The 19772-nt window shown below is 64.6% G+C and carries 17 protein-coding genes and 1 tRNA gene; 10 read left to right on the top strand and 8 right to left on the bottom strand.

What is annotated here, in order from left to right:
• Position 1 precedes the first annotated feature (1 nt).
• Both rhaI and AC1RRJ_RS04970 read right to left on the bottom strand, forming a co-directional pair.
• Positions 2-1300 (bottom strand): L-rhamnose catabolism isomerase, encoded by a 1299-nt coding sequence (gene rhaI, locus AC1RRJ_RS04975; protein ID WP_493120606.1) that lies wholly within the window; start codon positions 1298-1300, stop codon positions 2-4.
• Between the two features lie 21 nt (positions 1301-1321).
• Positions 1322-3439: a bifunctional rhamnulose-1-phosphate aldolase/short-chain dehydrogenase gene (locus AC1RRJ_RS04970; protein WP_493120604.1), complete on the bottom strand. Its 2118-nt coding sequence runs from the start codon at positions 3437-3439 to the stop codon at positions 1322-1324.
• 115 nt (positions 3440-3554) lie between these two features.
• On the opposite strand from AC1RRJ_RS04970, the gene AC1RRJ_RS04965 reads away from it, so the two are divergent.
• The 3 genes from AC1RRJ_RS04965 to rhaT are packed head-to-tail and all read left to right on the top strand — an operon-like array spanning position 3555 to position 7195.
• Positions 3555-4973 (top strand): FGGY-family carbohydrate kinase, encoded by a 1419-nt coding sequence (locus AC1RRJ_RS04965; RefSeq protein ID WP_493120603.1) that lies wholly within the window; start codon positions 3555-3557, stop codon positions 4971-4973.
• Positions 4970-6112 (top strand): FMN-dependent L-lactate dehydrogenase LldD, encoded by a 1143-nt coding sequence (lldD, locus tag AC1RRJ_RS04960; protein ID WP_493120601.1) that lies wholly within the window; start codon positions 4970-4972, stop codon positions 6110-6112. The genes AC1RRJ_RS04965 and lldD overlap by 4 nt, the downstream gene beginning before the upstream one ends.
• Before the next feature lie 21 nt (positions 6113-6133).
• Positions 6134-7195 carry an L-rhamnose/proton symporter RhaT gene (gene rhaT / locus AC1RRJ_RS04955; protein WP_493120600.1) on the top strand — a complete coding sequence of 354 codons (1062 nt, stop codon included), beginning with the start codon at positions 6134-6136 and terminating at the stop codon, positions 7193-7195.
• 28 nt (positions 7196-7223) lie between these two features.
• Here the strand turns inward: rhaT and AC1RRJ_RS04950 are convergent.
• A tRNA-Leu gene (locus AC1RRJ_RS04950) sits at positions 7224-7308 on the bottom strand.
• Between the two features lie 56 nt (positions 7309-7364).
• Positions 7365-8810: a coniferyl aldehyde dehydrogenase gene (locus AC1RRJ_RS04945; protein WP_493120599.1), complete on the bottom strand. Its 1446-nt coding sequence runs from the start codon at positions 8808-8810 to the stop codon at positions 7365-7367.
• Positions 8811-9298: 488 nt separating this feature from the next.
• Between AC1RRJ_RS04945 and AC1RRJ_RS04940 the strand changes: the two genes are divergently transcribed.
• From AC1RRJ_RS04940 to AC1RRJ_RS04930, 3 genes are all read left to right on the top strand, one after another.
• On the top strand, positions 9299-10486 hold the full coding sequence (locus AC1RRJ_RS04940) for a thiolase family protein (protein WP_493120597.1): 1188 nt from the start codon (positions 9299-9301) through the stop codon (positions 10484-10486).
• Positions 10487-10705: 219 nt separating this feature from the next.
• The gene (locus AC1RRJ_RS04935) at positions 10706-11176 is read left to right on the top strand and encodes an RcnB family protein (protein WP_493120596.1); all 471 of its coding nucleotides are present in this window, start codon (positions 10706-10708) and stop codon (positions 11174-11176) included.
• Positions 11177-11308: 132 nt separating this feature from the next.
• Positions 11309-11704, top strand: coding sequence for a hypothetical protein (locus tag AC1RRJ_RS04930; RefSeq protein ID WP_493120595.1), 396 nt, complete (start codon positions 11309-11311; stop codon positions 11702-11704).
• Between the two features lie 21 nt (positions 11705-11725).
• Here AC1RRJ_RS04930 and AC1RRJ_RS04925 read toward each other — a convergent pair whose 3' ends face one another.
• Entirely contained in the window at positions 11726-12184 is a 459-nt protein-coding gene (locus AC1RRJ_RS04925; protein ID WP_493120594.1) for an SH3 domain-containing protein, read from the bottom strand.
• A 126-nt stretch (positions 12185-12310) separates the two neighbouring features.
• On the opposite strand from AC1RRJ_RS04925, the gene AC1RRJ_RS04920 reads away from it, so the two are divergent.
• Positions 12311-13309: a 2-hydroxyacid dehydrogenase gene (locus AC1RRJ_RS04920; RefSeq protein ID WP_493120593.1), complete on the top strand. Its 999-nt coding sequence runs from the start codon at positions 12311-12313 to the stop codon at positions 13307-13309.
• A 43-nt stretch (positions 13310-13352) separates the two neighbouring features.
• On the opposite strand, the gene AC1RRJ_RS04915 is transcribed toward AC1RRJ_RS04920, so the two are convergent.
• The 3 genes from AC1RRJ_RS04915 to AC1RRJ_RS04905 form a co-directional block, all read right to left on the bottom strand.
• The gene (locus AC1RRJ_RS04915; protein ID WP_493120592.1) at positions 13353-14756 is read right to left on the bottom strand and encodes an NAD(P)H-dependent flavin oxidoreductase; all 1404 of its coding nucleotides are present in this window, start codon (positions 14754-14756) and stop codon (positions 13353-13355) included.
• Between the two features lie 99 nt (positions 14757-14855).
• Positions 14856-16025 (bottom strand): glycosyltransferase family 4 protein, encoded by a 1170-nt coding sequence (locus AC1RRJ_RS04910; protein ID WP_493120591.1) that lies wholly within the window; start codon positions 16023-16025, stop codon positions 14856-14858.
• On the bottom strand, positions 15998-16906 hold the full coding sequence (locus tag AC1RRJ_RS04905; RefSeq protein ID WP_493120720.1) for an alpha/beta fold hydrolase: 909 nt from the start codon (positions 16904-16906) through the stop codon (positions 15998-16000). The genes AC1RRJ_RS04910 and AC1RRJ_RS04905 overlap by 28 nt, the downstream gene beginning before the upstream one ends.
• Before the next feature lie 130 nt (positions 16907-17036).
• On the opposite strand from AC1RRJ_RS04905, the gene astD reads away from it, so the two are divergent.
• The 3 genes from astD to AC1RRJ_RS04890 all read left to right on the top strand — a co-directional run bounded on the left by astD (position 17037) and on the right by AC1RRJ_RS04890 (position 19772).
• Positions 17037-18488: a succinylglutamate-semialdehyde dehydrogenase gene (gene astD, locus AC1RRJ_RS04900; protein ID WP_493120590.1), complete on the top strand. Its 1452-nt coding sequence runs from the start codon at positions 17037-17039 to the stop codon at positions 18486-18488.
• Positions 18489-18690: 202 nt separating this feature from the next.
• Positions 18691-19479 carry a uroporphyrinogen-III C-methyltransferase gene (gene cobA, locus AC1RRJ_RS04895; RefSeq protein WP_493120588.1) on the top strand — a complete coding sequence of 263 codons (789 nt, stop codon included), beginning with the start codon at positions 18691-18693 and terminating at the stop codon, positions 19477-19479.
• Positions 19476-19772 (top strand): DUF2849 domain-containing protein, encoded by a 297-nt coding sequence (locus AC1RRJ_RS04890; protein WP_493120587.1) that lies wholly within the window; start codon positions 19476-19478, stop codon positions 19770-19772. Before cobA ends, AC1RRJ_RS04890 begins: the two co-directional genes overlap by 4 nt.

The following is a 19772-nucleotide window of genomic DNA, read 5'->3' as shown; positions in this document are numbered from 1 at the left end:
ATTAGACAATCCCGGCCGTAGTTCCCGCTGCTTTCCGTTCCTGTGCCTTGCGATCCCGCCAACCGCTGGCACGATAGGCCGCGATCGTGTCGATCGCCCCGCCCGCTTCGGCACGCGCCGCGGCAAGGATCGGGGTCACATCGGTGCGGTAGGCGGCACGCAGCGCCTGAAACGCCATCATCGTGTCATTGCTTTCCTGCGCCGCGAGCAGCGCCTCGCGGTCGACGAGCAAAGCCTTGGCATAGGCCGCGACGATCGCCTCGGCCGACGACAACATGCTCTCGACCGGGTCGGTCACATTGTGCGACTGATCGATCATATAGGCCAGGCGGAAATCGCCGCGCGGGTTCATTTCGGCCTCGATCAACTCGTTGAAGACGAGGAACAGCTGGTGCGGATTGATCGAGCCCGAGTCGAGATCGTCATCGCCATATTTGCTGTCGTTGAAGTGGAAGCCGCCCAGCTTGTCAAAGCGATGCAGCCGCGCGACAATTTGTTCGATATTCACGTTCGGCGCGTGATGTCCCAGATCGACGAGGCATTTCGCCTTGTCGCCCAATTCCTGCGCGACGAGGATCGAGCTACCCCAGTCCGAAATCACGGTCGAGTAAAAGGCGGGTTCGAACATCTTGTGCTCGATCAACATCCGCCAGTCGGCCGGCAGCGCTGCATAAACTTCTGCCGCAGCATCCATATAACGGTCGAGCGAGCGGCCGAGATCCTGCTGTCCCGGGAAATTGGTGCCATCGCCAACCCAGACGGTGAGGTCGGTGACGCCAAGCTGCTGGCCAATCTCGATACATTCGATGTTGTGCGCGACCGCCTGCTCGCGCACGTCTGCGCGGGTAGAGGACAGCGAGCCGGTGGCATAGCTGACCGCCTGCCCCGGCTGGTCCTGAAAGGTGTTGCTGTTCACCGCATCGAAGCCGAGACCGAGTGCTGCGGCTTCCTCGCGCAGCGCGCGATAATCGCTGACCTTGTCCCACGGAAAATGCGGGCTAACGCGCGGGGTCGCACGGCCGAGCTGCTGGATGACCGCACAATCTTCCAGCTTTTCGTGAATAGTCGTCGGCTCACCGGCAATCGGGAATTTGGCGAAACGCGTGCCGCCGCGCCCCGCACCCCAGCTTGGCACCGCGACCGAAAAGCCCGCAACCTTCGCCTTTACCGCAGCGATATCGATGCCACGGCGGCCGAGCTGGCGCCCGAGGCTGCCATAATCATCGTCAAGGGCATCGGCCAGACCAGCGTTCAGCCGCTCGATGTCGTCCTGTGCGAGCGGCAAATCGCCAGCCATCATAACTCTCCTGAAACCAGTATCTTATCGCGTAAATGCCTGCGCGTTGCCCGCGTCGACGTTGATCATGTTGCCGGTCGACTTTGCCGACATATCGCAGCTGAGGAAATAGACGGCTTCGGCGACATCCTCGGGTAGCACGTCGCGCTTGAGCATCGAGCGGTTGCGATAATGATCCTCAAGCTCACGGCCCGCATCAATGCCGTGCGCGCCCGCGCGTTCGCGGCGCCAGTCGCCGTCCCAGATGCGCGACCCCTTGATCACCGCGTCGGGATTGACCGTATTGACGCGAATCCCGAACGGCGCACCTTCGAGCGCAAGACAGCGCGCAAGATGCAGCGCCGCTGCCTTTGCCGAGGCATAGGCTGACGCGTTGGTCGCGGCGGCAATGCCATTCTTCGATCCGATGAAAACGATCGAGCCGCCATCCTGCGCCTTCATCAGCGGAAAGGCCGCACGTGCGGTGAGAAAATAGCCCTGCGCCAGCACGTCATAATTGCGCTGCCACAGTTCCAGCGTCGTATCCTCGATCGGCGCCGACGAGGCGATCCCCGCATTGGCGACCAATATATCGAGCCCGCCAAATTCGCGCGCACAGGCAGCGAAAGCGGCGGCAACTTGAGCCTCGTCGGTCACGTCGCAGATGGCCGACCGGATGCGATCGCGGCCGAAACGCCCTTCAAGCTCCTGCGCCGCTTTCGACAGCGCATCGGCGTCGCGGTCGACCAGCATCACGCACGCATCATCGGCGGCCAGCCGCTCGGCGGTCGCGGCACCGATGCCCCCGGCCCCGCCGGTAACTAGCGCGATACGCCCTGCCAGCGGCTTGGGCTTGGCCATGCGCTGGAGCTTCGCTTCCTCGAGCAGCCAATATTCGATGTCGAACGCTTCCTGTTCGTCGAGCCCGACATAGACGCCGATCGCCTCGGCCCCGCGCATCACATTGACCGCATTGGCATAGAATTCGCCCGCGAGCCGCGCGGTCGTCTTGTCGCCAGCAAAGGTCATGCGGCCGATGCCGGGGACGAGGACGACCACTGGATTGGGATCGCGCATCGCGGGTGAATTATGGCGTGCACAGCGTTGATAATAGGCTGCATAATCCTGACGATAGGCGTTGATCCGCTCGGCAAGATAGACGCTGTCGTCGACCCGCGCCGGATCAAGGACGAGCGGAGCGATCTTGGTGCGCAGGAAATGGTCGGGGCACGAAGTGCCGATCGCGGCGAGCTTCGCAAAATCACGGCTACCGGCGAATTCGAGCGTCTCTGCATCGTCGGAGAAATGCCCGACACGGCGCCCGCCCATCTGACCGCGAAGCAGCGGCATCAGTTTTGCGGCAACCGATGCGCGCTCCGCGGCGGGGCGCGGCGCGACAATTTCGCCGCCGAACGCCGGCGCGCCCGCCAGTTTCGCGTTCAGGTAATGGGCCGCATCGGCGATCAGCTCGATCGTATTGTCATAGCAGCCCCGCGCGCTGTCGCTCCAACAGATGATGCCATGCCCCGCGAGCATCACGCCGCGCAGCCCCGGATGAGCGGCAACATAGTCGCGCAGTTTCAGCCCGAGGTCGAACCCCGGGCGCTGCCAGGGCAACCAGCCGACAGCCCCGCCCCAAATCGCCTTGGTCGCAGCCTCGCCCTCGCTCGACGCCGCGAGCGCGATAATCGCGTCGGGGTGGACATGGTCGACATGCGCGAAGGGCAGATAGCTATGGAGCGGGGTATCGATCGACGCCGCGCGCGGGTTGAGCGCAAAGGTGCAGTGCGGCAGGTAGCCGACCATCTCATCCTCATGCGCAAGGCCGCGGTACAGCTTTTCGAGCCCGAGCAACTTGTCCTGATAAAGCGTCGAAAAACCGTCGAGTTTCATCGAGCCGATGTCGCCGCCCGACCCCTTCACCCACAAGACCGGAACATTGTCGCCGGTCAGCGGGTCGCGAGACTCAAGCTTGGCAGACGTGTTGCCGCCGCCAAAATTGGTGACGGTGAGGTCGGAACCAAGCCGGTTCGATCGATAGAGGAGCAAGTCTTCGGGCGGCTTTCCCCGCGCCTCTTCGCCTGACCAGCGATTCGCCGGAATGGCAAAAAGCAGAGCATCTGCGGCGCGGGATACGGGCGTAACGTCCAGAAGTTCGGGCATGAAGGAAACTCGTTGTTTCGACTATGAGAAGATGTGTATCGAAATCGCTGGCTTGTTGCAATCAGTTTCGATAAAGTTCGATCAAATTCGGTCTAAACGAAGCAAAGGGAGAGGGATGAAGGGTCGCGCAACCATCGTCATCGATGTCGGGAAAACCTTGGCAAAGCTCAGCCTGTGGTCACCCGATGGTGCGATGATCGAACGACGCGTACGCGCCAATGCCCGGGTCAATACCGGGACCTATCTTGCGCTCGACGCCGCCGGAATCGAGGCATGGGCGGCCGAAACCCTGCGCGACTTTGCGAAGCTCGCCGATGTCGGCGCGATCATCCCCGTCGGCCATGGCGCCGCGGCGGCGATCATCCGCGGCGACCGCCTCGCCTGCCCGCCGCTCGACTATGAAGAGGAGGTTCCGGCAAGTCTGCACGCGCAATATGACGGCGAACGCGGCGCATTTCACGACACGGGTTCGCCGCGACTTCCGGGCGGGCTCAACCTCGGGGCGCAGATTTTCCGGCACGAGGCGATCGATCCCGGCCTGATGCACGGCACGCAGATCCTGCCATGGGCGCAATATTGGAGCTGGTTGCTGAGCGGCGTTGCAGCATCCGAAGTAACGAGCCTCGGCTGCCATACCGACCTTTGGCATCCGTTGACGGGCCGCGCATCGAACCTCGCCGAGCAGCGCGGCTGGGCCGCGCGATTGGCGCCGCTGCGCGGAGCAGACGAGGCGCTGGGGACGCTGACACCCGCATGGGTGGCGCGCACCGGCCTGCCCGCCGACACCGAAGTCCATTGCGGCCTGCATGATTCGAACGCCGCCCTGCTCGCGGCGCGCGGCTTCACCGAGATCGCCGACCAGGAATCAACCGTGTTGTCTACCGGCACCTGGTTCGTCGCGATGCGCTCGCCGAAAGACGCGGCGTCGATGGACGTCAGCCGCCTCGACGAAGCGCGCGACTGCCTGATCAATGTCGATGCGTTCGGAAAACCGATCCCGTCGGCGCGCTTCATGGGTGGGCGCGAGATTGAAACGCTGATCGGGCTCGACACGCGGCAGATCGACATCGCCCCCGACCAGCCCGCCCTGATCGCAGCGCTTCCGCAAGTCCTGGAAAGCGGCACGATGGTGCTGCCGAGCTTCGCGCCAGGTTTCGGCCCCTTCCCCCACGCCCGCGGCCGCTGGATCGCAAGGCCCGACGATCCCGCTGCGCGCCGCGCCGCGGTGTCGCTCTATGCCGCACTCGTCGCCGACACAGCGTTGAGCCTGATCGGGACGAAGGAACGACTATTGATCGAGGGGCGCTTTGCAGAAGGACAGGCCTTCGTCCGCGCGCTCGCGGCGCTGCGCCCCGACCTTCGCGTTTACATCGGCAAGGCGCACAACGACGTCTCCTATGGCGCCCTGCGGCTGCTCGACACCACACTGCCTCCTGCCGAGCCGCTCGAACTGGTCGCGCCACTCGACATCGACCTCGCGCCCTATCGCGACCGGTGGCATGAGGAAGCCGGACGAATGGAAGAGGCCGCGTGAGACCTGCATCGATTGGCGATTATCGCGAAGCCGCGCGGCGCCGCCTGCCGCATTTCCTCTTCGAATATTTCGACGGCGGTTCCTATGCCGAGCGCACATTGCGCGCCAATATCGAGGATTTGCAAGATATCGCGCTGCGCCAGCGGGTGCTGAACGATGTGTCGAAGATTGATCTGTCGACCAGCCTGTTCGGACAGCAATTGTCGATGCCGGTCGCGCTTGGCCCGATCGGGCTCGCCGGGATGGCGGCGCGGCGGGGCGAAGTACAGGCGGCGCGTGCAGCGGCGGCGAAGGGTGTGCCCTTCACCCTCTCGACGGTTTCGGCCTGCTCGCTTGCCGAAGTCGCGCGAGGCTGTCCCGCGCCCTTCTGGTTCCAGCTCTATATGGTACGCGATCGCGGCTTCATGCAGTCGCTGCTCGACGAGGCAAGCGCCGCCCATTGTCCGGTGCTGGTGTTCACGGTCGACATGCCATTGCCCGGCGCGCGTTACCGCGACCTGCGTTCAGGACTTTCGGGCGCGGCGAGCCTGCGCGGACAGGCGCGGCGCGTCGGTCAGGCGATGAAGCGCCCCGGCTGGGCATGGGACGTTGGTATCCACGGCCGGCCGCATCAGCTCGGCAATGTCGCGCCGCTGCTCGGGCCAAAATCGGGGCTCGAGGATTTCCTCGGCTGGATGAAGGACAATTTCGACCCCAGCGTGACCTGGGCCGACCTCGATTTCGTGCGCGAACACTGGAAGGGGCCGATCGTCATCAAGGGCATATTGGACGCCGATGACGCGCGCCGCGCTGCCGAAGCCGGTGTCGACGGCGTCATCGTGTCGAACCATGGCGGGCGGCAGCTCGACGGCGTACCCTCGGTAGCCCGCGCCCTGCCGCGAATAGCCGATGCGGTCGGCGACCGGCTGACCATACTCGCCGATGGCGGGGTACGGTCGGGGCTCGACGTCGTGCGGATGATCGCACTCGGCGCGAAGGGCGTGCTGCTCGGCCGCGCATGGGCCTTTGCACTCGCCGCTGCGGGCGAAGCCGGGGTGCGCCATGTGCTGGATTTGATCGAAGCCGAAATGCGCGTCGCGATGGCGCTTACCGGCTTGACTACAGTGGATAAAATCGGCCCGGAAACGCTGGCCACCTGATACCGACGAGGGGAGAATAATATGGATGCGAACCCGCTGCTTGGCGTGTTTTTTCACTGGCTGGGCGGGCTGTCGTCGGCGAGCTTCTATGTGCCGTACAAGCGGATCCGTGCCTGGTCGTGGGAGATTTTCTGGATCACCGGCGGTATCTTCTCCTGGTTGATCGCGCCCTGGCTGTTCGCATCGATCCAGACCCATGACCTGATCGGCGTGCTTAGCCGCACACCCGGCGATATCTGGTTCTGGTGCTGGTTCTGGGGCGCAATGTGGGGGCTTGGCGGGCTGACCTTCGGGCTCACCATGCGCTATCTCGGCCTGTCGCTCGGCATGGCGGTTGCGCTGGGGCTGACAACGGTGATCGGCACGATGGGACCGCCCATCTTTCGCGGGACCTTGAGCGAGCTGGCTGGCACAACGAGCGGGCAAGCCGTGTTCCTCGGCATCGCGATCACCTTGGTCGGGATCGTCATCGTGGCGCAGGCCGGACGCCGCAAGGAACGCGAGATGACAGACATGGCCTCAACCCCCGCGACGTCCGAGTTCGACCTGCGCAAAGGGCTCGCCATCGCGGTTTTCTCGGGCATCATGTCGGGATGCTTCGCCTGGGGGCTCGACGCTGGCCAGCCGATCCGCGCGGCAACGCTTGCTGCCGGGACCGCCCCGCTGTGGCAAGGGTTACCGGTGCTCTGCGTCGTCTTGCTCGGCGGGCTCACCACCAACCTCATCTGGTGCGGCATATTGATCGCACGCAACCGCAGCGGGCGCCAGTTCGTCGGCGCCGCTGCGCCCGGCGCGACCGAAAAGCCGCCACTCGCCCTCAACTATGGCCTCGCCGCGCTCGGCGGGACGCTCTGGTACTTCCAGTTCTTCTTTTACACGATGGGCGAAAGCCAGATGGGACGCTTCGGCTTTTCGAGCTGGACGTTGCACATGGCGAGCATCATCCTCTTTTCGACGCTGTGGGGCTTTGCGCTCAAGGAATGGACACCGGCAGGCAAGCGCACCCGGGCCCTCGTCTGGTTCGGTATCACGGTGCTCATGTTGTCGACCGTCGTTATCGGCTACGCCAACAGTCTGGCCTGAACGTGACCCATGTCACCAGATGGATATATGGTGCCCCTGGCCGGACTCGAACCAGCACTCCTTGCGGAACCGCATTTTGAGTGCGGCGCGTCTACCAATTTCACCACAGGGGCATACATCGCGGGCGATGCGGCGCCTCCCCTAAAGCGAAGCGCCGCATTTTGCCAAGCTATTTCTTGAGCTCTTTCGCCAGAGTTTTCGCGGTCGCCTTGCCATAGGGCGGTTTGAAGCCCGCGAGACCCGCGACGTCGAGCTTCGGCTGGCGATAGACGGCGCGCGCGTGGCTGAAGGTGCGGAAGCCGTCGAGGCCGTGGTAATTGCCCATTCCCGACGGACCAACGCCACCGAATGGCAGATCTTCCATCGCATTGTGGAACAGCACGTCGTTGACGGTGACCCCGCCCGAGATCGTCCGGGTGAGCACGCGGTCTTCTTCGGTTTTGTCCTGCCCGAAATAATAGAGGCCCAGCGGGCGGTCGTTGGCGTTCACATAATCGATCGCGTCGTCGATGCTCTTGTAGGTCTTCACGGGCAGGATCGGGCCGAAGATTTCCTCCTGCATCACCTTCATATCGTCGGTCGGATTGCGGACGATGTGGAGCGGCATTTTGTGGCCGTTCGAGCTGGCGAAATCCTCAGCCCCCGGATTGACCTCGATCACCTCCGCGCCCTTTTCGCGCGCATCGGTCAGATAGCTCTGCAGCCGGTCGTAGTTGCGCGTGTTGACGACCGAAGTATAGTCGTCGTTGCCGAGCAGAGTCGGATAGAGCGCCGCCGCGCCCCTGGTGACGCTGTCGATCACCGCGCCTTCCTGATCCTCCGCCACGAGCAGATAATCAGGGGCGAGACAGATTTGCCCGGCGTTCATCATCTTGCCGAGCGCGACGCGCTGGCCGACCAGATCCTTGTTCGCACTGCGTCCGATAAAGGTCGGCGACTTGCCGCCAAGCTCGAGCGTCACCGGCACCAGATTGTCGGCGGCGGCGCGCATGATATGCTTGCCGACGCTGGTCGCGCCGGTGAAGATCATATGGTCGAAGGCGAGTTTCGAGAAGGCCACGCCGACGTCCGCGGCGCCGGTGAACACCGCCATCTCGCTCTCGTCGAAATATTCGGGCACCAGCCGCGCCATCAGCGCCGAGACATTTTCGGTGAACTCGCTGGGCTTGATCATCGCGCGATTGCCCGCCGCGAGGATGCCCGCCATCGGGACGAACACCATGCCGACGGGGAAATTCCATGGCGCGACGACGCCGACGACGCCCTTGGGCTGAAAGACAACCTCGGCCTTTGCACCCAGCAGGCCGAGCGGAAATGTGGGTTTGCGCTTCTCCCCCTTCGACCAGCTCGCGAGGTGCTTTTTCGCGTGCTTGAGGGCGCTGACCGACGGCATGATGTCGGTCATTAGCGTCTGCTCGCGACTGCGATGGCCGAAGTCCTCGCTCACCGCTTTCGCGAAATCGTCGGCATGGTCGACGAGCAGCGCAATCGCACGGTCGATGCGGTCACGGCGCACAGCAAGGCTTTCGGGCATGGCGGCAGTAAAGCTCGCCTTCTGCGCTGCGAGCACCTGATTCATCCGTTGCGTTTCGCCGTCGATGTTACTTGCGACCATTTATCCCGTCTCCCTGATTATTTGGCGATGTTTGACCATGAGCGCGGGCGGGTTGCAAGTTGAAACCCGCCATTGCGGGCGATTTCGCAAAAGCGCAGAAAACTGCGCAACTTCATTCGGGAATCCCGTTTTGCGCGCTGCACGTCCGTCACCCCGGGCTGGACCCGGAGCCTGCCTTTTCTGGCCAGGCCAGCACCGCAAGAACAGGCAGCCCCCGGGTCCAGCCCGGGATGATGAGGGCGGCACTCAAAACGGAAAGTGGCGGAAAACTGCGTAACTTCACTCTGGAATCGATGTTGCGCGCGCGTGCGAAGAGGATGTGAGGACGAGCAGGAAAGAGCGGTGCGCATGGACGAAAGCTAACCCGGTGCAATTTTGTAGGACAGCGAGTTTGTGATGGCGGCGGCGCGCGCGTCGAAGCTCTTTCGCACTTGCAGCATTTCCGCTAACCGGACCCCGACATATCTTTCCCACCGGAGTCTTTTGCCATGACCGCCACCGATCCCGTCGTTTTCCTCTCCTATGCGCGCACCCCGATGGGCAGCATGCAGGGCAGCCTGTCAGACGCAAGCGCGACCGATCTGGGCGCAACCGCGGTCAAGGCGGCGGTCGAGCGCGCGGGCGTTTCGGGCGACGATATCGAACGCATCTATATGGGCTGCGTGCTTCCCGCCGGGCTGGGTCAGGCGCCGGCGCGTCAGGCCGCGATCAAGGCCGGCCTGCCCAAGTCGGTGCAGGCGACGACCGTGAACAAGGTGTGCGGTTCGGGCATGCAGACCGTGATCATGGGCGCCGAAGCGCTTGCCGCGGGCAGCATCGACATGGTCGTCGCGGGCGGCATGGAATCGATGACCAACGCGCCGTATCTGCTCAAGAAGCACCGCTCGGGCGCGCGCATCGGCCACGACACCGCGTACGACCATATGTTCCTCGACGGGCTGGAAGATGCCTATGAAGCCGGCCGTGCGATGGGCACTTTCGCGCAGGATACCGCCGACGCCTATCAGCTGAGCCGCCAGTCGCAGGACGAGTATACGCTCGAATCACTGAGCCGCGCGAAGGCAGCGATCGCCGACGGGGCCTTCGCCAATGAAATCGCGCCGGTGACGATCGCGGGCCGCAAGGGCGATGTCGTGGTCGACACCGACGAAGCCCCCGGCAAGGCGATGCCCGACAAGATCCCGACGTTGAAGCCCGCCTTTGCCAAGGACGGCACGATCACCGCCGCGACGAGCAGCTCGATTTCGGACGGCGCGGCGGCCGTTGTTCTGACGCGCCAGTCGGTTGCCGACGCCAAGGGCGCGAAAGCCGTCGCCCGCCTCGTCGCGCACGCCGCGCACGCGCAGGAGCCCAAGGATTTCACGATCGCCCCGGTCGGCGCAATCAACAAGGTGCTGGCCAAGGCCGGCTGGACGATCGGCGACGTCGACCTGTTCGAGGTCAATGAAGCCTTTGCCTGCGTCGCGATGTTCGCGATGCACGACCTCGGCATCCCGCACGACAGGATCAACGTCCATGGCGGGGCGACCGCGCTGGGCCATCCGATCGGCGCGTCGGGCACGCGTATCATCACCACGCTGATCGCGGCGCTCCAGCGCCACGGCAAGACGCGCGGGATTGCGAGCCTGTGCATCGGTGGTGGCGAAGCGACCGCGGTCGCGATCGAGCTGGTCTGATCAAAACCGTCGTCCCCGCCTTCGCGGGGGCGACGGTTTTGCGCAAAGTTCCGGGCGCTCATCGCGCGACGGCCTCAACCCATCGTTTGTCGCGACACTTTGCGACACTAATGTCCTGAAAATAAACGGCGCATTCGGGCTTCGTTCAAATCGACTCGTCTAATCCTTTCCCTGTCATCGGGCATTCCCCTCCCCCTGACGGATCGAAAGGATAGAAAAATGACAACCAGATTCCTCACCGTCGGCCTGATCGCGGCCCTGATGGTCCCGGGCGTCGCTTCGGCGCAGTCGCAGCGCGAAGTGCGCGAAAGCCGTCAGAATGTCCGTGAAGAACAGCGCGACCTGCGCAACGCCCAGCGTTACGGCGACCATCGCGATGTGCGCGATGCCAAGCGCGACGTACGCGACGCGCGTCAGGAATATCGCGAGGACAAGCGCGACTGGCGCCAGGATCAGCGCTATTCCAACTATCGCGCACCGTTCAAATATCAGCAGTTCCGCGTCGGGTCGCAACTTCGCCCCAACTATTACGGCTCAGCCTATCGCCCGAGCTATGACAGCCGCTGGGGCTTGCCGCGGGCGGGTCGCAACATGACCTATGTGCGCCATTACAACGACCTGCTGCTCGTCAACGAGCGCAACGGCCGGGTTGTGAAGGTCTATCGCAACCACTTCAACTGGCGCCGCTAGGCGTTCACGAAATATGGGGCCGGGCGGGAAACCGTCCGGCCCCTTTTCATCGTCCGCCGCGCGCGCGTTTTCCTTTGCCGGGCCTGTTTCGCAGGCCTAGCCTTTTATGGTCAGACAAGGGGAGACAATGCCATGAAAAAGCTCGTCCTGATCGCAGCGCTGACGGCGCTGTCCGCTTGCTCGCAAAAGGCTGAAGAGTCGAAAGAAACGCCCGCTGCGGCGGTCGAAGCCGCGGCGCCCGCCGCGCCCGCCGACTCGGCAAGCCGGGTGGGAAGCTATGACGTCAAAATGGCCGATGGAACGATGGCGACGACGGTGATCAACGCCGACGGCACCTATGTCGATACCGACGCGAAGGGCAAAATCGTCAAAGGCCTGTACGAGAGCCGCGACGGCAAGGATTGCTTCGATCCCGAAGGCGACGAGATGGGGATGTGCTGGGATGTCACCGCGCCCGGTGCCGACGGCAGCTTCACCGCAACCTCACCCGAAGGCACGGTGGTGACCGTCACGCCGAAGAAGGAATGATCAAGCAGGAACAGTCCCTGTTCAATCGCCCCAGATATGGCCGGTTTCGATCCAGCCCTTGCGCCCCTTTACGTCGAGCAGGCACCAGCCGTCCTTGCAGTCGGTGATGCGGCCGACGACGCCGGGTTCGGCGCGATAGGCAATTGCGGCCGATCCGCTCGCCGCCGCGCGCAGCGGGCGGATGCCTCCGGTGACGATCGCGGTGCGGGTGCGACTGAGCAGGCGCGCCGCCATCCAGCCCTGCGTACCGTCCGGATCCTCGACCTTGCGCCAGGTTTCGTGGCGCGCGACCACCTTCACCGGCAGATCCTTGCGGCGATATTCCCAGGTCACCGGAACGTCGGGCGACGGCCCCTTGCGCATGCGCGCCTCGTCGACGCTGATCGACGCCCAATAGGGAAGTTCGGGGTCGGATTGGGCCGCGGCAGGGCCAACGGAGAAAAACAGGGCAAGCACGGCAACGATCGGGCGGATATTCATAGCCTAGCCTTGTCAAACTCCGCGCCATTTATCAACCGGTCACGCCACGCTCTTCGCCTTCTGTCCACAGCCGCGTTCGCACCCTCCCCCTTGACCCTTGCGCGCGCACGCGCTCTATCGGCGGCCATGCCCGATTCATCCCGTCCGAAACGCCCGCGCGTCATCGTCACCCGCCAGCTGATGCCGCATGTCGAAGGCCGCATGGCCCAATTGTTCGACGTCGCACTGTCGGCGCACGATCACGCCTTTACCGAAAGCGAGCTGAAGGCCGCCGTTGCCGATTGCGACGTGTTCGTCCCCACGGTGACCGACCGGATCGACGCCGATGTCATCAATGCCGCGGGCGAGCGATTGAAGCTGATCGCTAATTTCGGCGCCGGGGTCGACCATATCGACCTGTCGGCGGCGCGCGCCAAGGGCATCATGGTGTCGAACACGCCGGGGGTCTTCACCGAAGACACCGCCGACATGACGATGGCGCTGATCCTGTCGGTCCCGCGCCGGCTGGCCGAGGGCGAGAAACTGATGCGGTCGGGCCAGTGGGCCGGCTGGGCGCCGAGCACGATGCTGGGGCACCGCGTCGGCGGCAAATTTCTGGGGATCATCGGCATGGGACGCATCGGCCTCGCGGTCGCGCGCCGCGCCCGCGCCTTCGGCCTGTCGATCCATTACCACAATCGCCGCCGCCTGCCCGAAGCGATCGAAGAGGAGTTGGGCGCGAGCTATCACGCCAGCGTCGATACCTTGCTGCGGATCAGCGACATCGTGTCGGTCCACTGTCCGCACACCAGCGAGACGCACGAAATGGTCAATGCTGCGCGGATTGGCGCGATGAAGCCAACCGCCTATCTGATCAACACCGCGCGCGGCGACATCGTCGATGAAAAGGCACTGGTCGCGGCGCTGAAAGCCGGGCGCATCGCGGGCGCGGGGCTCGACGTCTACACCCACGAACCCGCGGTCGACCCCGCCTTGCTCGCGCTCGACAATGTCGTGCTGCTGCCGCACCTCGGCTCGGCAACGATCGAGGGCCGCGAGGCGTCGGGGGAGAAGGTCATCGCCAACATCCGCGCCTGGTGCGACGGGCATCGCCCGCCCGATCAGGTGCTGGAGGGGTGGGCTTAAGCCGCCCCGTCGCCCCCGCCTTCGCGAGGGCGACGCGCCGGCCTCAGTCCCCCGTCAAGATCCGGTCGACGAGCTGCTTCACCGTCGGGGTGAAGTTGTTCGAGTAAAAGGGATCGGTCTTGAAGTTGAATGCAGCGTGGCCCGCAAACATCAGATTTTGCTCGGGATCGCCGCCGTGGGCGATGTCCTGAAGCGTCTTCTGGATGCAGAAGCTGCGCGGGTCGGCGAGGTAGCCGGTGGTGTAATCGTCATGGTCCTTCCACGACGAGAAACCGCAATGCGACAGGCAGCCCATGCAGTCGGTCTGATCCTTGCGGATTTCCGCCTTTGATTCCTCGGTGACGAAGACGACCGTATTGTCGGGGGTCTTCAGCGCCTCGGTATAGCCTTCGGCCGCCCAGTCGCGCGCGCGTGCGCGATCGTGGGGGGTGACCCAGAAATTCTTGCCCTTCACCCCGACGTCGAGCTGGACGATATGATCGCCGGCTTCCTGCTTGGAGTAAGGAATCTGGCGTTCCGACCGCGCTTCGAGGTCGCGCAGGAAGGGCGTGCGCACCGCGCTCGAGTAGAAGCCGGTGGGCGAGAAACGGTGGAGCAGCACGTCGCCGTCGTCGAGGGTGCGGAGGCGATCCTTCCATGCCTGCGGGATCGGGCTTTCTTCGGTGAGCAGCGGACGGGTGCCGAACTGGAAGACGATCTGGCCCAGCTCGGGATTGTCGATCCAATTGTCCCAATCGCGCAGATACCAGACGCCGCCCGCCATCACGATCGGTACGCTGTCGGCGATAGCTTCGGCACGCATGACGTCGCGCAGCGCCTTGACGCGCGGATAGGGATCCTGCGGGACCAACGGATCTTCGGCGTTCGACAGGCCGTTATGACCACCGGCAAGCCACGGATCTTCATAGACCACCGCGCCCAGAAGATGGGGAACCTTGTGATAGGCGCGCTTCCACAGCGCCCGGAAGGCACGCGCCGAGCTGATGATCGGCAGATACATCACATTGTGACGTTCGGCGATTTCGCTGAGCTTGTACGGCATGCCCGCGCCGCAGGTGACGCCGGCGATCAAGCCCTTGGCCTGTTCCAGCACGCCTTCGAGAATCTGCTGCGCGCCGCCCATTTCCCAGAGCACGTTGATGTTGATCGCGCCCTTGCCGCCCGAAATTTCGTGCGCGCGCCGGACCTGTTCGACCGCGCCGGCGATCGCATATTCGATCAGCTCTTCGTGACGCTCCTTGCGCGTCAGCGCGTTATAGACCTGCGGAACGATCTTGCCTTCGGCGTCATAGCTGTCGGCGTTGACCGCCGAAACGGTGCCGATGCCGCCCGCGGCGGCCCAGGCGCCGCTCGACATATGGTTGGTCGCCGAAACGCCCTTCCCGCCCTCGACCAGCGGCCAGACTTCGCGTCCGCCGTAAAGGATGGGCTTCAAACCTTTGAACACGTGTAACCTCTTTCTCTCCACCGGCTGCCTGCCGCAGACCGGTCCCCGGTAGCCTTTCCGTAAGCGGAAGCCGGCCATGAAAGTCAATGGGTGCCCCGCCTAATTCCCCAAGAACAGGCGGTGCCCCCCAAGGGTGCGACCATAGAGATTTTCATAGGCGGCGACCATGGTAGATTCGTCGAAACGTTCGGCGGCGGCGCGCCGGTTCACGGTGCCAATCCGCGCGCGCAAGCCCGTATCGCCCGCCATTTCGGCCAGCGCGGCGCGGAAACCGACCTCGTCCGCGACAATGAAGCGGCGGTTGTCGGACGCGACCATGGCCGCAACATCGCCGACGTCGGGGCTGACGACGGGCAGTCCCGCCGCCATCGCCTCGATCACGGCGATCGGTTGCTGCTCGCTCTGCGACGACAGCGCAAGCAGGTCGAAATGACCGATCCAGCGTGCAGGTTCGCCCATGAAGCCCGGCATCACCAGCCGGTCGGCCATGCCGCAGGCAGCGGCTTCGGCGAGGATCGCCGCGCGTTCCGGCCCCCCGCCGACGATGACCAGGCGGACATGCGCGGGCAGCGGCGCGACCGCGCGGACGAGGCGCGGCAAATCCTTGACCTTGCGCAGCCCTGCAACGGTGCCGATGATCACGTCGCCTTCGCGGCGCTCAAGTCCCGGAATCGCGACCGATGGCCTTGCTTCATAAGCCTGAGTGTCGATCCCGTTGCGGATCAACTGCGCGCGCCGCCGTGCCCCCCACTCATCGGCGGCGATCTGCTGCAGCAGCGCCGACGGCACCACCAGCGCCTCGGCGGTGGGCAGGGCGAGGCGGCGGAACGCATTGCGTTTCCAGTTGCGGCGGACGCTTTCATCCTCGTTGAAGCCATCCTCATGGTGGATGAGCGGCGGCAGGTCACGGAAAGGAGCGAACAGACGATGCGCCATCACCCCGTCCATCGATCCCCAATTATAGCTGAGCACGAGGTCGAAGCGCTGCATATAGCGCGCGAGATCGCGGTAGCGCGCCGGCCCGGGCTTGCCGTGCAGCGGCGGCGCATCGGCGGGAAATGCGACATCGATGCCGGGGGCGATCGCATCGCGCGCACCCAGGGCATCGGGCACCGCCGACAGGATCGTGTGGCGCGCCCGCGGCCCCATCAGGTTCATCAGGCGCACCGCACGGGCCTCCTTGCCGCCCAGCGAGAAGCTGGAATGGAGGTGCAGCAGGCGCACGGGAGCGCGCGGGTCGGTCACGCCGCGGGCAGTTCCGCGACCCATTGGCCGATCGCGGTGCGCGCCTTGGCCTCGTCCATCGTCGGGGCGTGGCCGACCCCCGGCACTTCGACCAATCGCGCCTTTGGCAGAATTTTCGCCATTTTTTGCGCCGCGGGCTTCGCCAATATGTCCGACAAGGCCCCGCGCAGGATCAACACCGGGATATCGCCGAGGCTCTGATAGGCGGGCCACAGATCGAAACCCGCCTCGCTGCCTGCAAGGCGCAGCGGCGCCGCGATCTGCTTGTCATAGTCGGCGACGATACGCCCCTCGGGGGTCAGGCGGTGCGTACGTTTTGTGATGCGCAGCCAGTCGTGAAGGCCATAAGCGGGATAGATGGCGGCGTTAAGTTCGGCGAGCGCGCGCGCCGCGTGCATCCACGTCGGCTGGCCACCGCCGACGCCGATATAATCGCGGATGCGGTCGAGCCCCGCCTTTTCCAGTTCGGGCCCGACATCGTTAAGCAAGGCGCCGGCGAGCCGCCCCGGCAGGCTCGCCGCCATCAGCATCGACACGATCCCGCCGAGCGACGTCCCGACGGTCGCAAAGCGGGTGATCGCCAGTTCGTCGAGCAGCGCGACGACATCCTGAACATAGGTGAGCGGAACATAGGTCATCGGATCCTTGGCGAAAGCACTTTCACCGCGGCCGCGAAATTCGACAACGATGGTGCGCCGATATTGCGCAAGAAACGGCGCCAAATCTTCGAAATCGCGGGCATTGCGCGCGAGGCCGGGCATGCACAGGATCGGCGGCGCATCTCCGGCGGCACCCTCGGGGCCGGCATAGATCCGCGCGTGCAGGCGCACCCCGTCGCCCGACCACCAATAATGGTCCGACCAGTCACGGCGCCCGTCGCGCTGGACTTCCTGCTTGACCGAAATAGCGCGTCCCCTTTTTGGCTCGTCGTCACGGCGTCTATCGCCAACCACATAGCCGGTGCAAGCCATCCCTCGCGCTGTGTGGCCTGACAGGTTGCCGCCACCGGCTTTCACCGATAAGAGGCTTGCGACCATGACCGAAATACTGGTTTCCCACGAACCCGCGACCGGCGAAGAGCTGTGGCGCCGCCCGGCCAGCGACGTCGACGCGGAGGTCCGGATCGCCCGGCACGCCTGGCCCGAATGGGCATCGAAATCCGTTGCTTTCCGCACCGAAACGATGCGCCGCTTCGCCAATCAGGTGAAGGCGGAGGGCGAAAAGCTGGCCGACCTGATCGCACGCGAAACCGGCAAGCCACTCTGGGAAGCGCGGACCGAGGTCGAATCCGTCGTGAACAAGGTCGATATTTCGGTCAAAGCCTATGCCGAACGCACCCCCAACCGCCGGATCGAAGGCGCGATGGGGTTGCGCAACGCGGTGCGGCACAAACCGCACGGCACCCTCGCCGTCCTCGGCCCCTATAATTTCCCGGCGCATCTGCCGAACGGCCATATCGTCCCCGCACTGATCGCGGGCAATTCGGTGCTGTTCAAGCCGTCCGAAAAAACCCCCGCGACCGGCGCGATGCTCGTCGAGCTGTTCCACGCCGCCGGGGTTCCGCACGAGGTACTACGCCTCGTCGTCGGCGGCCCCGAAACGGGCAAGGCACTCGCCGGCCATCCCGACATCGACGGGCTGCTGTTTACGGGATCGGCGCGGACCGGGCTCGCGCTCAACCGGCAGTTCGCGAACCGCCCCAACAAGATTCTGGCGCTCGAAATGGGCGGCAACAACCCGATCGTTGTCTGGGACACGCCCGATCTGCGCACCGCCGCAATCCTTGTCGTCCAGTCGGCCTTCCTGAGCGCAGGGCAGCGGTGCAGCAATGCGCGGCGACTGATCGTCCGCGACAGCCTGGCTGACAGGTTGATCGAAGAGGTGCGCGACCTGACGAACCGGCTGATCGTCGACCATCCCCATGCCGAGCCCATGCCCTATATGGGGCCGGTGATCGACAATGAGGCCGCCGACGGGCTCACCGAAAGTTTTCTGATCCTGATGTCGAACGGCGGTCAGGTGATCCGTCATATGACGCGCCCCGTCGCCGATCGTCCCTTTCTGACACCGGGCATCATCGACGTCACCGCGATGGCCGAGCGGCCCGATATCGAGCTGTTCGGGCCGCTTTTGCAAGTGATCCGCGTCGACAGTTTCGAGGCCGCGATTGCCGAGGCGAACAACACCGCCTTTGGCCTGTCGGCGGCACTGATCGGCGGGACGCCGCAGCTTTACGACCAGTTCTGGGCCAATGCCCGCGCCGGAGTGATCAACTGGAACCGCCCGACCAATGGCGCATCGTCGGCGGCACCGTTCGGCGGTGTTGGCCTGTCGGGCAACCATCGGCCAAGCGCCTTCTACGCCGCCGATTATTGCGCCTATCCGGTCGCGAGTTCCGAAAGCGACACACTGCGCGCATCGATCGGCATCGGCCTGCGCGATGACGAGCGCGACGCGCCGAAGCTGGTGCGCAAGGGCTTCCTCTAGCGCGGCTGCGCGGGGCACGATCTCCACATAATTGCGCCCTCTTCGTCACCCCGGACTGGATCCGGGGGCCTTGCCTTCGGCGCCGGAGTGGCCCCGGATTCAGTCCGGGGTGACGAAGGAAAAGGGCCTGCTGAAGTTTGCCTTCACCGGGGGCAAAAAAGCCTGCTTTGCCATCTGGACGGCGGAGCGCCATTTCCGCCCCATGGACAAGCATTCTCTCCCTTCAGGCAAGCTGTGGCTCGTCGGCGCCGGCCCCGGCGATCCCGACCTGCTGACACTGCGCGCCGCGCGCCTGCTCGAAAGCGCCGATATCGTCGTTCATGACGGGCTGGTCGGCGAGGGCGTGCTCGCGCTGATCCCTCCGCATGTGGAGCGGATCTCGGTCGCCAAGCAGCGCAGCCGCCACACGATGAAGCAGGAATTGATCAACGAACTGCTCGTCCGCGAAACGCTTGCGGGCAAGCAGGTCGTGCGCCTGAAGGGCGGCGATCCATTCATTTTCGGCCGCGGCGGCGAAGAACTCGATGCCGCGCGCGAAGCCGGCGTTGCGTGCGAGGTCGTCCCCGGCATCACCGCCGCAGCGGGCTGCGCCGCGCAGGCCGGCCTCCCCCTCACCCACCGCGAAGACGCCAGCGCGGTCAGCTTTGTCGCTGGCCAGTGCAAGGATCTGACCGATCAGGACTGGTCGGGTCTTGCGGGGCATGGCCGGACCCTCGTCATCTATATGGGCCTCGCGACCGCATCGGCGATCGCCGACAAGCTGATCGCCGACGGCGTGTCGCCCGACCTGCCTGTCGCGGTGATCGAGCGCGGCACCACCGCCGACGCCCGCGTCCTGCGCTCGTTGCTCACCGATCTGGGCGACCTTGTCCTGCGTGAAAAGGTCGCCAGTCCATCGCTCATTATCGTCGGCAAGGTCGCGGCGCGCGCCGATGCCCTCGACTGCCTGGGAACGCCGGGCGTTGCCGAACTCATAAAGGATTTTTCATGAAACTGCTGACGGGCAATGACCTGAAAACAGGATTTGTCACCTGGTGGACCGGTGCCGACTGGTCGCTGCATATCGAGGATGCCGCCGATGTCGGCGAGGCGGGCGAAGCCATTCTGGCCGCCGAGGAAGGCGCACGCCGCGTCAACGCGCCCTATATCATCAGCGGCGAAGCGACCCCTGAAGGGCCGCGCCCCGCACATATCAAGGACCGCATCCGCGCGCTCGGCCCGACCGTGCGCCCCGACCTGACATTGAAACCCGCCGATCCCGCGGCCGGCGACTGGGTGATCTGA

The sequence above is a fragment of the Sphingopyxis sp. GW821-FHT12C06 genome (assembly GCF_058807415.1).
The sequence above is the reverse complement of the archived record's forward strand: the minus strand, read 5'-3'. Positions and strand labels throughout refer to the sequence as shown.

Coding starts and splice junctions, on each gene's coding strand:
- AC1RRJ_RS04965 (WP_493120603.1), top strand. CDS start 3,555: ATGAAGGGTCGCGCAACCATCGTCATCGATGTCGGGAAAACCTTGGCA.
- AC1RRJ_RS04930 (WP_493120595.1), top strand. CDS start 11,309: ATGAAAAAGCTCGTCCTGATCGCAGCGCTGACGGCGCTGTCCGCTTGC.
- AC1RRJ_RS04945 (WP_493120599.1), bottom strand. CDS start 8,810: ATGGTCGCAAGTAACATCGACGGCGAAACGCAACGGATGAATCAGGTG.
- AC1RRJ_RS04970 (WP_493120604.1), bottom strand. CDS start 3,439: ATGCCCGAACTTCTGGACGTTACGCCCGTATCCCGCGCCGCAGATGCT.
- rhaT (WP_493120600.1), top strand. CDS start 6,134: ATGGATGCGAACCCGCTGCTTGGCGTGTTTTTTCACTGGCTGGGCGGG.
- astD (WP_493120590.1), top strand. CDS start 17,037: ATGACCGAAATACTGGTTTCCCACGAACCCGCGACCGGCGAAGAGCTG.
- AC1RRJ_RS04920 (WP_493120593.1), top strand. CDS start 12,311: ATGCCCGATTCATCCCGTCCGAAACGCCCGCGCGTCATCGTCACCCGC.
- AC1RRJ_RS04935 (WP_493120596.1), top strand. CDS start 10,706: ATGACAACCAGATTCCTCACCGTCGGCCTGATCGCGGCCCTGATGGTC.
- AC1RRJ_RS04925 (WP_493120594.1), bottom strand. CDS start 12,184: ATGAATATCCGCCCGATCGTTGCCGTGCTTGCCCTGTTTTTCTCCGTT.
- cobA (WP_493120588.1), top strand. CDS start 18,691: ATGGACAAGCATTCTCTCCCTTCAGGCAAGCTGTGGCTCGTCGGCGCC.
- AC1RRJ_RS04910 (WP_493120591.1), bottom strand. CDS start 16,025: ATGGGTCGCGGAACTGCCCGCGGCGTGACCGACCCGCGCGCTCCCGTG.
- AC1RRJ_RS04890 (WP_493120587.1), top strand. CDS start 19,476: ATGAAACTGCTGACGGGCAATGACCTGAAAACAGGATTTGTCACCTGG.
- rhaI (WP_493120606.1), bottom strand. CDS start 1,300: ATGATGGCTGGCGATTTGCCGCTCGCACAGGACGACATCGAGCGGCTG.
- AC1RRJ_RS04940 (WP_493120597.1), top strand. CDS start 9,299: ATGACCGCCACCGATCCCGTCGTTTTCCTCTCCTATGCGCGCACCCCG.